General features: G+C 66.8%; 11 protein-coding genes. 4 read left to right on the forward strand and 7 right to left on the reverse strand.

Annotated features, from left to right (window positions below; all coding sequences use genetic code 11):
• Positions 1 to 12: 12 nt before the first annotated feature.
• From ispG to hemA, 3 genes are all read right to left on the reverse strand, one after another.
• A complete protein-coding gene (gene ispG / locus BU28_RS0100625) occupies positions 13 to 1,146 on the reverse strand; it encodes a flavodoxin-dependent (E)-4-hydroxy-3-methylbut-2-enyl-diphosphate synthase (RefSeq protein ID WP_028717719.1) in 1,134 nt (377 codons plus the stop codon).
• 120 nt (positions 1,147 to 1,266) lie between these two features.
• Positions 1,267 to 2,499: a helix-turn-helix domain-containing protein gene (locus BU28_RS0100630; RefSeq protein WP_028717720.1), complete on the reverse strand. Its 1,233-nt coding sequence runs from the start codon at positions 2,497 to 2,499 to the stop codon at positions 1,267 to 1,269.
• 106 nt (positions 2,500 to 2,605) lie between these two features.
• Complete coding sequence (gene hemA, locus BU28_RS0100635) at positions 2,606 to 3,835, reverse strand: 5-aminolevulinate synthase (protein ID WP_028717721.1); 1,230 nt, start codon at positions 3,833 to 3,835, stop codon at positions 2,606 to 2,608.
• Positions 3,836 to 4,003: 168 nt separating this feature from the next.
• Here hemA and BU28_RS0100640 point away from each other — a divergent pair, with 168 nt between their 5' ends.
• On the forward strand, positions 4,004 to 5,389 hold the full coding sequence (locus tag BU28_RS0100640; protein WP_028717722.1) for a dipeptidase: 1,386 nt from the start codon (positions 4,004 to 4,006) through the stop codon (positions 5,387 to 5,389).
• A gap of 30 nt (positions 5,390 to 5,419) precedes the next feature.
• On the opposite strand, the gene BU28_RS0100645 is transcribed toward BU28_RS0100640, so the two are convergent.
• The 3 genes from BU28_RS0100645 to BU28_RS0100655 form a co-directional block, all read right to left on the reverse strand.
• The gene (locus tag BU28_RS0100645) at positions 5,420 to 6,091 is read right to left on the reverse strand and encodes a phage holin family protein (RefSeq protein ID WP_028717723.1); all 672 of its coding nucleotides are present in this window, start codon (positions 6,089 to 6,091) and stop codon (positions 5,420 to 5,422) included.
• A 10-nt stretch (positions 6,092 to 6,101) separates the two neighbouring features.
• Positions 6,102 to 6,557: a glycine zipper domain-containing protein gene (locus BU28_RS0100650; protein ID WP_028717724.1), complete on the reverse strand. Its 456-nt coding sequence runs from the start codon at positions 6,555 to 6,557 to the stop codon at positions 6,102 to 6,104.
• Between the two features lie 90 nt (positions 6,558 to 6,647).
• Entirely contained in the window at positions 6,648 to 7,775 is a 1,128-nt protein-coding gene (locus BU28_RS0100655; protein WP_028717725.1) for an aminotransferase class V-fold PLP-dependent enzyme, read from the reverse strand.
• A gap of 152 nt (positions 7,776 to 7,927) precedes the next feature.
• Between BU28_RS0100655 and BU28_RS0100660 the strand changes: the two genes are divergently transcribed.
• The 3 genes from BU28_RS0100660 (at position 7,928) to BU28_RS0100670 (ending at position 11,351) form a co-directional block, all read left to right on the forward strand.
• Complete coding sequence (locus BU28_RS0100660; RefSeq protein WP_028717726.1) at positions 7,928 to 8,623, forward strand: type 1 glutamine amidotransferase; 696 nt, start codon at positions 7,928 to 7,930, stop codon at positions 8,621 to 8,623.
• Positions 8,620 to 9,978, forward strand: coding sequence for a glutamine synthetase family protein (locus BU28_RS0100665; RefSeq protein WP_028717727.1), 1,359 nt, complete (start codon positions 8,620 to 8,622; stop codon positions 9,976 to 9,978). Before BU28_RS0100660 ends, BU28_RS0100665 begins: the two co-directional genes overlap by 4 nt.
• Before the next feature lie 65 nt (positions 9,979 to 10,043).
• Positions 10,044 to 11,351, forward strand: coding sequence for an NAD(P)/FAD-dependent oxidoreductase (locus tag BU28_RS0100670; RefSeq protein WP_028717728.1), 1,308 nt, complete (start codon positions 10,044 to 10,046; stop codon positions 11,349 to 11,351).
• On the opposite strand, the gene BU28_RS0100675 is transcribed toward BU28_RS0100670, so the two are convergent.
• Positions 11,348 to 13,465 (reverse strand): RelA/SpoT family protein, encoded by a 2,118-nt coding sequence (locus BU28_RS0100675; RefSeq protein WP_028717729.1) that lies wholly within the window; start codon positions 13,463 to 13,465, stop codon positions 11,348 to 11,350. The two genes, BU28_RS0100670 and BU28_RS0100675, sit on opposite strands and share 4 nt — an antisense overlap.
• Positions 13,466 to 13,467 lie beyond the last annotated feature (2 nt).

Raw genomic sequence — 13,467 nt, forward strand, 5'->3', positions numbered from 1 at the left:
GAGGAGCGCGCGCTATTCGGCGGCCTGGTTTCCGGCTGCCTCGGCCGCCTCGAGTTCGGCGGCGCGTTGTTCGACGAGCTGGACGATGTGATCGATCATCTGGTCGTTGGTCATCTTGTGATCCTGTCGGCCGGCCAGGTAGACCATGCCCGAGCCCGCGCCGCCGCCGGTAAAGCCGATGTCGGTCATCAGCGCCTCGCCCGGACCGTTCACCACGCAGCCGATGATCGACAGGCTCATGGGGGTCTTGATGTGTTCGAGCCGCTTTTCCAGGGTTTCGACCGTCTTGATGACGTTGAAGCCCTGGCGTGCGCAACTGGGGCAGGAGATGATCTGCACGCCCCGGGTGCGCAGGCCCAGGGATTTCAGGATCTCGAACCCGACCTTGACCTCTTCGACGGGATCGGCGGACAGGCTGACGCGGATCGTGTCGCCGATGCCCATCCACAGGAGGTTGCCAAGACCGATGGCGGATTTGACAGTGCCGGCCATCAGGCCGCCGGCCTCGGTGATGCCGAGATGGATCGGGGCGTCGGTCGCCTCGGCCAGTTGCTGATAGGCGGCGGCGGCCAGGAAGACGTCGCTGGCCTTCACGCTGATCTTGAATTCGTGGAAGTCGTTGTCCTGCAGGATCCGGATGTGGTCGAGGCCGGATTCCACCATCGCATCCGGGCAGGGCTCGCCGTATTTTTCCAGCAGATGCTTTTCCAGGCTGCCGGCGTTGACGCCGATGCGGATCGAGCAGCCGTGGTCGCGCGCGGCCTTGATGACCTCGCGCACCCGGCTTTCGTCGCCGATGTTGCCGGGGTTGATGCGCAGGCAGGCGGCGCCCGCCTCGGCCGCCTCGATGGCGCGCTTGTAGTGGAAATGGATGTCGGCCACGATCGGCACCGGGCTTTCGCGGCAGATTTCTCGCAAGGCGCGGGTCGAGGCCTCGTCCGGGGTCGAGACGCGGACGATATCGGCGCCCACATCGGCCGAGCGGATGATCTGGTCCAGCGTGGCGCGCACGTCGCTGGTGTCGGTGTTCGTCATCGTCTGCACGCTGATCGGGGCATCGCCACCGACCGGAACGCGCCCGACCATGATCTGGCGGGATTTGCGGCGGTCGATGTTGCGCCAGGGACGGATCGGGTTCAGCGACATGGCGGGGGCCTTTTCAGCACCGGGAGGGGGGGACAGGCCAGACATAGGCTCATGCGGCAGGCCGGGCAAGCCACCGCCCGCCCGAAGCCCTTGAAGTTCGCGTGACAGGGCCCCGCGCGCCTATTCCTGCGCGCTGCCGTTGCCGGCGGGCTCGGCGGCCGCCAACGCGATCATCTGCGCCAGTTCCGGATCCTTGGCCGGATCGGCGAAGGCGTATTGGCTGGTCAGGGCATTGGCCGAAAGCTCGATGTTCTTGACCACGCGGGCGCCGGGGGCCGCCGGGCCATAGGTCCGGCCATTGACCGCGAAATAGACCGCGCCCGAGTTCCCCGTCCGCAACAAGGGCGGCTGCTCTAGCGCCGGCAGGGTGAAGCGTTCGCCCGCATCCATCGTCTTTTCCAGCAGCACGGTGCCGTCGGCCGAGCTGACGCGGACCCAGGCGGGACGCGCGGCCAGGATCTGGATTCCCTGCGCCTGGGGCAGCGCGGCCTGAAGGGCGGGGGCCTGCGGCATGGGCGGACCGAAGGCCTGCCCCGCGGCCGCGGTCTGGATGGGACGGGTCGCGGCCACGGTCGCCTGGGCAATGGCGGTTTCGGGCTGCATGGCGGGCGATTTCAACCCCGGGTCGATGGCGGCGATGGGGCCGTCGCGGGCGACAAGAACCGGAACCTCCAAGGCCTCGGGGCGATAGGAGCCGTCGACCCCTTCCGGCCGGGGCAGGTTCACCTGTGCCGATTCGACGGTTTCGGGAACCGCCGCCTCTTGCACGGGATCCAGCGCGGCGATGGCGCCGGGGGCCTGGTCGCCGGGCATTAGGTTGACCTTCTGCACCTCTTGCAGGACGGACCAGCCGCCATAGCCCAGACCGCAGGCCAGAAGCACCATGACCAGGACCGAGCCGATGGCCCGCGGTTCGACGCCGGACCACATGCTTTCGGGCTTGGGCAGAAAGATCGGATGCGGGTTGGCCAGCGCCTCGGCCGGGTCGGCGGCGCGGCGCAAGGGCTTGATGCCCGGGACCGGGGCCATGCCGGTGGTCGGCTGAAACCCCGATTCATGGCAGAAGCGGCGAAAGGTCCATTCGGGGTCCATCCCCAGGTAGCGGGCATAGGAGCGGACATAGCCCGCCACGAAGCTGGGCGCGTCGAAGACCGAGATGTCGCAATTCTCGATCGCGGCGACATAGGACGCGCGGATGCGCAATTCGCGCTGGACATCGAGCAGCGACTTTCCAAGCGTGGCGCGTTCGCCCCGCATCACATCGCCCAGCCGGATGTCCGGGTCATCGAAACCGGGTGGCAGATCTGCCTGCCCATCATGCTGCAACGGGGGAGTCCCCCTCAGCCCGATCATTACGCCTGCCTCATTTTGCCGATGTTTATCTCCCGAATCAGGAGACTCTCATACGCTCATTAAAGCAAGGTTATCACGGGCGCGAGAGCTTAGCATCCCCCGTCCGTCACGCCACACTCGCCGAGCGGTTGAGCTTGCACATAGACCACAGTGCATCCATCGCCTTGACCAGCCCGTCGATTTCGCGCGGAGCGTGTACCGGCGAGGGCGTGAACCGCAGCCGCTCGGTCCCGCGGGGGACGGTGGGGAAGTTGATCGGCTGGACGTAGATGCCGAAGTCGGCCAGCAGCATGTCGGACAGCGCCTTGCAGTGGACCGGATTGCCGACATGGACCGGCACGATATGGCTGCCGTGGTCCATGATCGGCATGCCCAGGCCGCGCAGCCGCATCTTCAGGATGCGGGCGTTCAGCTGCTGCTGGTCGCGCAGGACCTGTCCCTCGGCCGTCTTCAGGAAGGCGATCGAGGCCGCCGCGCCCGCCGCCACCGCAGGCGGCAGCGAGGTGGTGAAGATGAAGCCCGGAGCATAGGAGCGGATCGCGTCCACCATCCTGGCCGAAGCGGCGATATAGCCCCCGAAGACACCGAAGGCCTTGCCCAGCGTGCCGTTGAAAATGTCGATGCGGCCCGCAAGCCCGTCGCGTTCCGCCACGCCGCCGCCGCGCGGACCGTACATGCCGACGGCATGGACCTCGTCCAGATAGGTCAGGGCATTGAATTCCTGTGCCAGGTCGCAGATCGCTGCGATGGGGCCGAAATCGCCGTCCATCGAATAGATCGATTCGAACGCGATCAGCTTCGGCGCAGCCGGGTCGTCGGCCTCCAGCAGTTCGCGCAGATGGGCCACGTCGTTGTGGCGGAAGATGCGTTTGGCGCCGTCGAACCGCTTGATCCCCTCGATCATCGAGGCATGGTTCAGCGCGTCGGAATAGATGATCAGGCCGGGAAACAGCTTGCGCAGCGTCGAAAGCGTCGCGTCATTGGCGATATAGGCGCTGGAAAAGACCAGGGCGGCCTCTTTGCCGTGCAGGTCGGCCAGTTCGGTTTCCAGCCGCTTGTGATAGATCGTGGTGCCCGAGATGTTGCGCGTGCCCCCCGAGCCTGCGCCGGTGGCGTCCAGCGCCTCGTGCATGGCGGCCAGGACGACGGGGTGCTGGCCCATGCCCAGATAGTCGTTGCCGCACCAGACCGTGATCTCGCTTTCCGTCCCGTCGGGTCGCGTCCAGATGGCCTTGGGATAGGCACCCTTGCGGCGCTCGATATCGATGAACGTCCGATACCGGCCTTCCTCGTGCAGTTTGCCGATGGCCTGATCGAGGGCGGCTGAATAGTCCATCTTCATCCCTTGCCTTGCTTGAACTTGCTTGCTTGGGGGATCATGGTCCGATCCCGCGGGTACCGACTTGATACGTGTCAAGTCGCAGAAAATATAGGGCCAAAATGTCGCATTACGACCATGGGATCACATGATCCATCCTAGGAAATCGGTCAGGAAAGCTTGAAAATGCACGAAAACAGCAGAATCGAAGAAATAGTTTCAACGCTTGATGCCACTCTACCACAGGCGCTCGACCGGCTGTGCGCCTTTTTGCGAATCCCGTCCATTTCGACAGATCCGGCGCATCGGGGCGACGTCCGGCGGGCCGCGGAATGGCTGTGCGCGGAACTGGCGGGGCTGGGATTCGCGGCCGCCGTCCGCGACACGCCCGGCCATCCGATGGTGGTGGCCCATTCCCCCAAGGGCGCGCGGCGGCCCGTGCTGTTCTATGGCCATTACGACGTGCAGCCCGTCGATCCGCTGGAGCTTTGGGACCGTCCGCCCTTCGACCCCGAAATCCAGGACACGCCGCAGGGACGCGTGATCCGCGCCCGTGGCGCCGCCGACGACAAGGGCCAGTTGATGACCTTTGTCGAGGCAGTGCGCGCCTGGAAGGCGATCCACGGCGCCCTGCCCTCGGACCTGATCCTGCTGTTCGAGGGCGAGGAGGAGTCCGGCTCGCCCAGCCTGCGGCCCTTTCTGCGCGAGAATGCGGAGGAATTGCGCGCCGGCATCGCCCTGATCTGCGACACCGGGCTTTATGCCGACGGGCGCCCCGCGATCACCACCCAGTTGCGCGGCCTGCTGGGCGAGGAGATCACCGTCCGCGCCGCCGACCGCGACCTGCACTCGGGCAGCTTCGGCGGGCTGGCCGCGAACCCGATCCAGGTGCTGGTCAACGCCTTGGCGACCGTCAAGGACGACAGCGGGCGCATCACCCTGCCGGGCTTCTACGACGGGGTCGAGGAGCTGTCCGACCAGCTGCGCGCCGACTGGGAAAGCCTGGGCTTCGACGCGGGCGACTTCCTGTCGCGCGTCGGCCTGAAGCATCCCGTGGGCGAACGTGGGCGCATGGCGCTGGAGATGGTCTGGAACCGCCCGACCTTCGAAATCAACGGCATCACCGGAGGTTATACCGGCGAAGGGTTCAAGACCGTCCTTCCCGGCGAGGCGCGCGCCAAGGTCAGCTTCCGCCTGACCGGCACCCAGGATCCGCAGGCGATCCGCGAGGCATTTCGCGCCCATGTCCGGGCCGCGATGCCCGAGGACTGCGCCGTCACCTTCCAGGACCATGGCGCCAGCCCCGCCAGCCGGATGGACATCTCCGACCCGGCTTTCACCGTGGCGCGCAATGCCCTGTCGCAGGAATGGGGGCGCGAAGCGGCCTATATCGGGGCCGGAGGCTCGATCCCTGTCGCGGGCGATTTCCAGGAAATCCTGGGGATGGACTCCATGCTGATCGGATTTGGCCGCGACGACGACCGCATCCATTCCCCGAACGAGAAATATGACGTGGAAAGTTTCGCCAAGGGTGCGCGCAGCTGGGCGCGCATCTTGGCCGCGCTGGATTAAGGAAAAGGAAAAGGCCCGCCAATGGCGGGCCTATCCGTGGTAATCCGGGGGGTCGTCGCGATGTCGCCGGTGCTGCAGACGATTTGCCACCGTCAACCCGATGGCCAGCGCCCCCAGCACCGCCCCATAGCGCGAAGCGCCCGAGGCGCCGCCGCCCTGCCCTGTCCGGCTGGCTGCCGGTTGCGCCCCCAGGCCGAAACGTTCGGCCGTGGACTCGGTCACGCCGCGAACAGTGCCATAGACCCGGGCCTCGGCCTGATCGGCGAAGCGGTTGGCGCGGTAAGCCAGATCGTCGGCCACGCCATGGACCTTCTGCTCGGCCGTATCCAGCAACGCGTTGGCCTTGGTCGCGGCGCGGTCGACGGCCTGGTCGGCCGCGGTGGACACCTTGGCGATGGCGGTGTCGGCGGCCAGATGCAGTTGCTGCTGCACCTCGGCCTTCAACTCGTCGGTGCTGGGCATGGGATGGCGTTCGTGCTTGGCCATCATCAGGAAGATGACGCCGATCACGACCATCACCAGTCCGATCGCCAGGGAGGCCCCAAGCGAGCCCCAGCCGAGGTGATAGGCCAGCCAGGTCCACAGCGCCGCCAGCAGGAACCCGGCACCCAGGATCAGGACGACGCCTGCCCCGGCTGCCAGGCCCAGGCGGTGCAGCTTGTCCGACAGGGCAAGCTGCATGTTCTTGGCATAGACGAACATGCCCGCGGTCTCAGCGACGCGACAGGATCAGGCCAAGCAGGAAGCCGACCCCAGCCGCGATGCCCAGCGCCTGGGCCGGGTTGCGGCGCACCATGGCCGACACGTCGTCGTAGTAATCCTCGGCATAGGCCGCGACCTCGCCCGCCCGGCGCTCGCCTTCACGATACAGGCGGCGCGCTTCGTCGCGGGCCTGTTCGGCATATTCCGAACCGCGGTGCTTGGCCGTCTCGACATATTCCGAGCCGCGACGCTTGGCCTCGTCCAGCAGCTCCGCGCCTTTTTCCTTGGCGGTCTCGACAAATTCCGAGCCGCGCTGACGGGCGTTCTCCAGCGCCTCACCGGCGTCCTGGGCGGCCTTGTGGCCGTGCTCGCGGGCGCTTTCGGCCGCCTTGCGAGCCTCTTGGCCAATATCCTGGCCGGCTTTTTGCGCTTCGTTTTTCAGGTCTTGGGCATCTTGGTTTGCCATGGTCCTATCCTTTCGAGATCGAACTGTCTGATCGGGACCAAAACCGCGCTGCCCGGCAGATTGTTCCAGGCGACGCGGAAAAATGCTGCGCTATAGCGCCGCGTCGAACGCCTGGACCAGCCGCGCCACGGTGCCGTCGACGTCCTTCAGCTTGTCCAGCCCGAACAGGCCGATGCGGAAACTGCGAAACCCCTCGCCCTCGCCGACCTGCAGGGGAACGCCTGCGGCGATCTGATAGCCCTGGGCCAGGAACTTGCGGCCGTTCTGGATGTCGGGATCGTCGGTATAGCAGACGACCACGCCCGGCGCCGCGAACCCCTCGGCCGCGACCGAGCGCAACCCGCGCCGCGCCAACTCTGCGCGCACCGCGTTCCCCAGCCGCCACTGTGCGTCCCGCGCGGCGTCGAAGCCCATGGCCTCGGTTTCCTTCATGGCGGCGTGCAGGCCGATGATGGCGTCGGTCGGCATGGTGGCGTGATAGGCGTGGCCGCCGTCCTCATAGGCCTTCATGATGGTGCGCCATTTCTTCAGGTCCAGCGCGAAGCTGTTCGAGGCCGTCTCATCGAGCCGCTCGGCCGCGCGGGCCGAGAACATCACCATTCCCGCCGAGGGCGAGGCCGACCAGCCCTTTTGCGGGGCCGAGATCAGCACGTCGACGCCGGTGGCCGCCATGTCGACCCAGACCGCGCCCGAGGCGATGCAGTCCAGCACCATCAGCGCCCCGACCTCATGCGCGGCCGCCGCCACCGCCGCGATATAGTCGTCGGGCAGGATCATGCCGGCGGCCGTCTCGACATGGGGGGCAAAGACCACGTCGGGGCGCGCCTCGCGGATCTTCTCGACCACCTCGTCGATGGGCGCGGGGGCAAAGGGCGCCTGCGGATCGTTCCCCGCCGGGCGCGCCATCAGCACGGTGGTTTCGCCGGCAAAGCCGCCCATGTCCAGGATCTGGCTCCAGCGAAAGCTGAAAAAGCCGTTGCGGATCACCAGCGCATGGGCGTCGCGGGCGAACTGCCGGGCGACTGCCTCCATCGCGCAGGTGCCGCCGCCGGGAACCAGGGCCACCGCCTGGGCGCCATAGACCCGGCGCAGCGTGGCCGAGATGTCGCGCATCGCCGCCTGGAATTTCTGCGACATGTGATTCAGCGAACGGTCGGTGAAGACCACCGAGAATTCCTGCAGGCCATCGGGATCGACATCGGGGCGAAGTCCGGGCATGGCACATCCTTTGCTGCTTGTTCCGGCAACAGCCTAGCCCGCCCCCAGACCGGCCGCCAGCCCCACCAACGGGGCAGGCGCCGGGCCGCGCCCCCCTTGCCCGCCCGGCGCCGGGCGACTACCCTTGGACGCGAACAATCGACAGGCCAATCATGCGCATCGGCATCCTGAAATGCGGTCAGTCGCCCGAAGTCCTTCGCGGCGAATTGGGCGATTACGACACAATGTTCGAACGGCTTCTGGCCGGGCGGGGCTTCGACTTTGCCAGCTGGCACGTCGAGGCGATGGAATTTCCCGCCTCGGTCCACGAGGCCGACGGCTGGCTGCTGACCGGCTCGCGCCACGGCACGTACGAGGAGCACGCCTTCATCCCCCCGCTCGAGGACTTCATCCGCCGCGCCTATGCGGCGGGGGTGCCGCTGGTCGGCATCTGCTTTGGCCACCAGATCATCGCCCAGGCCCTAGGCGGCCGGGTCGAGAAATTTCCCGGCGGCTGGTCCATCGGACCGCAAGCCTATGATTTCGACGGCGAGACGGTCACGCTGAACGCCTGGCACCAGGATCAGGTGGTGGAACGGCCGCAGGATGCGCGGGTCGTGGCCTCCAGCGGGTTCTGCACGAATGCGGCGCTGGTCTATGGCGACCGGGCCTTTACGGTCCAGGCCCATCCCGAGTTCGACGACGCCATGATCCACGGCCTGATCGAGCACCGCAGCGACACGGTGCCCTCGGAACTGGTGGCCGAGGCCCTGACGCACATGGATGACGCCGCCCAGTCCAAGCTGATCGCCGACCGGATCGAGGCCTTCTTCAAGGCCCCCCGCACCCTTGCCCGGGGTGCCGCATGAAGCCCCATTGGATCGAGGAAACCCCGCAGGCCACCCAGGACTATGTCGCCGGCCGCCGGCTGGACGAGGTGGAATGCATCGTCGCCGACATCGCCGGCGTCGCGCGCGGCAAGGCGATGCCCGCGTCGAAATTCGCCCATCAGGAGCGGTTCTATCTGCCGAATTCGATCTTCCTGCAGACGATCACGGGGGACTGGGCCGACAACCCGAACGGCGCGTTCACCGAACCCGACATGATCCTGACGCCGGATTTCAGCACCGCGACCGCCGCGCCCTGGACGGCCGACGTCACCTTGCAGGTGATCCACGACGTCAGCGACCAGTCCGGCAATCCCGTCCCGATCGCGCCGCGCAACGTGCTGAAGCGCGTGGTCGAGCTTTATCGGCAGAAGGGCTGGAAACCGATCGTCGCCCCCGAGATGGAATTCTTCCTGACCGCGCGCAATATCGACCCGAACCAGCCCATCGTGCCGCCGATGGGCCGCACCGGCCGCCGCGCCGCCGCCAAGCAGGCCTATTCCATGTCGGCGGTGGACGAATACGGCAAGGTCATCGACGACATCTATGATTTCGCCGAGGCACAGGGCTTCGAGATCGACGGCATCCTGCAGGAAGGCGGCGCGGGCCAGGTCGAGATCAACCTGAACCACGGCGATCCGGTGCATCTGGCCGACCAGATCTTTTTCTTCAAGCGTCTGATCCGCGAGGCGGCGCTGCGCCACGACTGTTTCGCCACCTTCATGGCCAAGCCCATCGAGGGCGAACCGGGCAGCGCCATGCACATCCACCATTCCGTGGTGGGCGTGAATTCAGGCGACAACATCTTTTCCGACGAGCAGGGCCGCGAGACGCCCGAGTTCCTGCATTTCATCGCCGGCATGCAGCGCCATCTGCCCGCCGCCGTGGCGCTGCTGGCGCCCTATGTGAACAGCTATCGCCGCTATGTCCCCGACTTTGCCGCGCCCATCAACCTGGAATGGGGCCGCGACAACCGCACCACAGGCCTGCGCGTGCCGATTTCGGGGCCCGAGGCGCGGCGGATCGAGAACCGGCTGGCGGGGATGGACTGCAACCCCTATCTGGGCCTCGCCGCCAGCCTGGCCTGCGGCTATCTGGGGCTGGTGGAACAGGAAATGCCCCGCGCCGAATGCCTGGGCGACGCCTATATGTCCGAGGACGAACTGCCCTATAACCTGGGCGACGCGCTGGACCTGATGGACGAAAGCGCGCCGATGCGCGACGTGCTGGGGGCCGAGTTCCTGGCCGTCTATCAGGCGGTCAAGCGCAACGAATACAAGGAATTCCTGCAAGTCATCAGCCCATGGGAGCGCGAGCATCTGCTGCTGAACGTCTGAACCGGCGGGCGCCGCGCCTCCAGGCTGGCGGGTCGTCCGGGTATTTGGAAAACAGTGAAAACCCGATGAATCTGCTGCACAAGAACGACCGACCCGGGGAATATCCGCCAAGCCTTTATGCGCAGACGTGCGATCCCACGCCGGCGTTCCCGCCGCTGGAGGGCGAGGTGCGGACCGATGTTTGCGTGATCGGCGGCGGCTATACCGGGCTTTCCGCCGCGCTGCATCTGGCCGAGGCCGGGCGGCGGGTCGTCCTGCTCGAGGCGCATCGGGTGGGTTTCGGCGCCTCGGGGCGCAATGGCGGTCAACTGGGTTCGGGCCAGCGGCTCGAGGTCGACGAGCTGGAGCGGATGGCGGGGCGCGAGGCTGCGCGACGCTTGTGGGACCTGGCCGAGGCGGCCAAGGCCCTGACCCGCGACCTGGCGGCCCGCGCCGGCGTGCCGGTGACGGACGGCATCGCCCATGCCTTCAGGACGCGCGCCGAATTCGGCCATGCCAGGGGGCTGATCGACAGGCTCGCGCGGGATTACGGCTATGATCGCATCGAGGCGCTGGACCGCGAGGCGTTCCGGGCGCTGGTGCCTTCGGACGCCTATGTCGCGGGCGAGCTGGACAGGGGCGCGGGCCACCTGCATCCCCTGAACCTGGCGCTGGGCATCGCGCGGCTGGCCGATGCCGCAGGCGCCGCGATCCATGAACGGGCCGAGGTCGTGGCCGTCGTTCACGGCACCGCCACCACGCCGACCGTGGTGCAGACCCGCCGGGGCCGCGTGCTTTGCGATCAGCTGATCCTGGCCGCGAACGGCTATCTGGGCGATCTGGAGCCGAAGGTGGCGGCCCGCGTCATGCCGATCAACAATTTCATCGTCGCAACCGAGCCCCTGGGGCCGCGCGCGGCAGAGGTCCTGACCCGGCCCATCGGCGTCCATGACACCAAGTTCGTGGTGAACTACTGGCGGCTGGACCCCGAAGGGCGGCTGATCTTTGGCGGGGGCGAAAACGTCAGCTATCGCTTTCCCGCCGACATCTTCGCCAAGGTCAGAAAGCCGCTGCTGCAGATCTATCCGACACTGGCCGACGTCAAGCTGACGCACGCCTGGGGCGGCACGCTGGCGATCACCATGAACCGGATGCCCTGCTTCATCCGTCCCGCGCCGAACTGCCTGTCGGCCAGCGGCTATTCGGGGCACGGGCTGGCGCTGGCCTGCCTGGCCGGCAAGCTGATGGCCGATGCCATCCAGGGCCAGTCCGACGGGTTCGACGCCATGGCCGCCCTGCCCCACCCGCCCTTTCCGGGGGGCGCGATGCTGCGCTGGCCGTTGCTTGTCGCGGGCATGTCCTGGTACGCGCTGCGGGACCGGCTGGGGGTCTAGTGCATATGCGCCGAAGGGTCGCGGATGCGGCCGACCTGGGCCACGTCCTGCTCGGCCTCGAGCGCGGTCAGCAGGGCATGCAGGTGTTCGCTGTCGCGCAGCTCGACCTCGACCCGCAGGCGATAGAAGTCGGGCTTGCGATCCACGAATTCCAGATCCGAGATATTGGCCCCCTGCCCCCCGATCAGCGAGCAGATCCGGCCCAGCACGCCCGCATCGTTGCGGATGGTCAGCGACAGGTTGGTGGAATAGGCCGGCGGATGCTGGCCTTCGCGCCATTGCAGATCGACCCAGCGGTCCGGGCTGTCCTCGAACTCGGCCAGGACGGGGCAGTCGATGGCGTGGATGACGACGCCCTTGCCGCGATAGGTGATGCCGACGATGCGTTCGCCCGGCAGCGGGTTGCAGCAGGGCGCACGGGTGAATTCCTGATCGGCCTCGAGCCCGGCGACGGCGCGCCTGGCGTCGATCTCGGATCGTTTGGCGGCGAGTTCGGGGTAAAGCGTCGACAGCACCTCATGCGCCGAAATCTCGGCGCTGCCGATGCGGGCCAGCAGTTCGTCCGTATCGGACAGCGCCATGGTCCGGGCGGCGGTGCGCAGCGCCTTGTCCGTCACCCGGCGGCCGACATGTTCGAAGGCCACGCGCACCAGTTCCGACCCCAGCTTGATGAAGCGCGTCCGGTCCTCTTGCCGCAGGCTGCGCCGGATTGCGGCCTTGGCGCGGCCGGTCACCACGATGTCCAGCCAGGTCGGCTGCGGCCGCTGCCCCGAGGCGGCGATGATCTCGACCGACTGGCCGTTCTTCAGCCGCGTCCACAGCGGCACGCGGATGCCGTCCACCTTGGCGCCGACGCAGGAATTGCCCAGCCGGGTGTGGATCGCATAGGCGAAATCGATCGGCGTCGCCCCCTTGGGCAGGGGGATCACGTCGCCCTTGGGCGAGAAGCAGAAGACCTGGTCGGAATACATCTCGAGCTTCACATGCTCGAGGAACTCGTCGTGGTCCTCCTCGCCGAAACGTTCGGTCAGGCTGGCGATCCATTCGCCCGGATCCACGGCAAAGGGGTTTTCCGTGCGCACGCCGTCGCGATAGGCCCAATGCGCCGCGACGCCGGCCTCGGCCACCTCGTGCATCTGCCGGGTGCGGATCTGCACCTCGACCCGCTTGCCGTCGCGCCCCGACACCGTGGTGTGGATCGAGCGGTAGCCGTTGGCCTTGGGCTGGCTGATGTAATCCTTGAACCGGCCAGGCACGGCGCGCCAGCGATGGTGGATGACGCCCAGGGTGCGATAGCAGTCTGCCTCGGTCCGGGTGATGATGCGGAAGCCGTAGATGTCGGACAGGCGCGAAAAGGAAAGCTGCTTTTCCTGCATCTTGCGCCAGATGCTGAAGGGCTTTTTCGCGCGGCCATAGACATCGGCCTCGATCGCCTCGCGTTCCAGTTCGGCGCGGATGTCGGCGGTGATCTTGGGGATCACGTCCCCGGATTCGCGCTGCAGGCTGACGAAGCGGCGGATGATCGAGTTGCGCGCCTCGGGGTTGATGACCTTGAAGGCCAGGTCCTCAAGTTCTTCGCGCATCCATTGCATGCCCATGCGCCCGGCCAGCGGCGCATAGATGTCCATCGTCTCGCGCGCCTTCTGCTGCTGCTTCTCGGGGCGCATCGACTTGATGGTGCGCATGTTGTGCAGCCGGTCGGCCAGCTTGACCAGGATAACGCGAAGATCGCGCGACATGGCCATGAACAGCTTGCGGAAATTCTCGGCCTGCTTGGAATGGGCGCCGGACAGCTGCAGGTTGGTCAGCTTGGTGACGCCGTCCACCAGATCGGCGATCTCGCGCCCGAACATCTGCGCCACCTCGGCCCAAGTCGAACGCGTGTCCTCGATCGTGTCGTGCAGAAGCGCGGTGATGATCGTCGCATCGTCCAGCCGCATTTCCGTCAGGATGGCGGCGACGGCGACGGGGTGGGTGAAATAGGGCTCGCCCGAATGGCGGAACTGGCCTTCGTGCATGCGACGCCCGTATTCGTAGGCGTCGCGGATCAGGTCTGCGTTGGTGCGCGGGTTGTAGTTGCGGACAAGCGCGACAAGGTCTTCGACGTCGATCATTT

Origin of the sequence: Paracoccus yeei ATCC BAA-599 (assembly GCF_000622145.1) — a bacterium.
Lineage (GTDB): Bacteria > Pseudomonadota > Alphaproteobacteria > Rhodobacterales > Rhodobacteraceae > Paracoccus > Paracoccus yeei.

Coding starts and splice junctions, on each gene's coding strand:
- BU28_RS0100665 (WP_028717727.1), top strand. CDS start 8,620: ATGAAGCCCCATTGGATCGAGGAAACCCCGCAGGCCACCCAGGACTAT.
- BU28_RS0100650 (WP_028717724.1), bottom strand. CDS start 6,557: ATGGCAAACCAAGATGCCCAAGACCTGAAAAACGAAGCGCAAAAAGCC.
- ispG (WP_028717719.1), bottom strand. CDS start 1,146: ATGTCGCTGAACCCGATCCGTCCCTGGCGCAACATCGACCGCCGCAAA.
- BU28_RS0100645 (WP_028717723.1), bottom strand. CDS start 6,091: ATGTTCGTCTATGCCAAGAACATGCAGCTTGCCCTGTCGGACAAGCTG.
- BU28_RS0100640 (WP_028717722.1), top strand. CDS start 4,004: ATGCACGAAAACAGCAGAATCGAAGAAATAGTTTCAACGCTTGATGCC.
- BU28_RS0100670 (WP_028717728.1), top strand. CDS start 10,044: ATGAATCTGCTGCACAAGAACGACCGACCCGGGGAATATCCGCCAAGC.
- BU28_RS0100655 (WP_028717725.1), bottom strand. CDS start 7,775: ATGCCCGGACTTCGCCCCGATGTCGATCCCGATGGCCTGCAGGAATTC.
- BU28_RS0100630 (WP_028717720.1), bottom strand. CDS start 2,499: ATGATCGGGCTGAGGGGGACTCCCCCGTTGCAGCATGATGGGCAGGCA.
- hemA (WP_028717721.1), bottom strand. CDS start 3,835: ATGGACTATTCAGCCGCCCTCGATCAGGCCATCGGCAAACTGCACGAG.
- BU28_RS0100660 (WP_028717726.1), top strand. CDS start 7,928: ATGCGCATCGGCATCCTGAAATGCGGTCAGTCGCCCGAAGTCCTTCGC.
- BU28_RS0100675 (WP_028717729.1), bottom strand. CDS start 13,465: ATGATCGACGTCGAAGACCTTGTCGCGCTTGTCCGCAACTACAACCCG.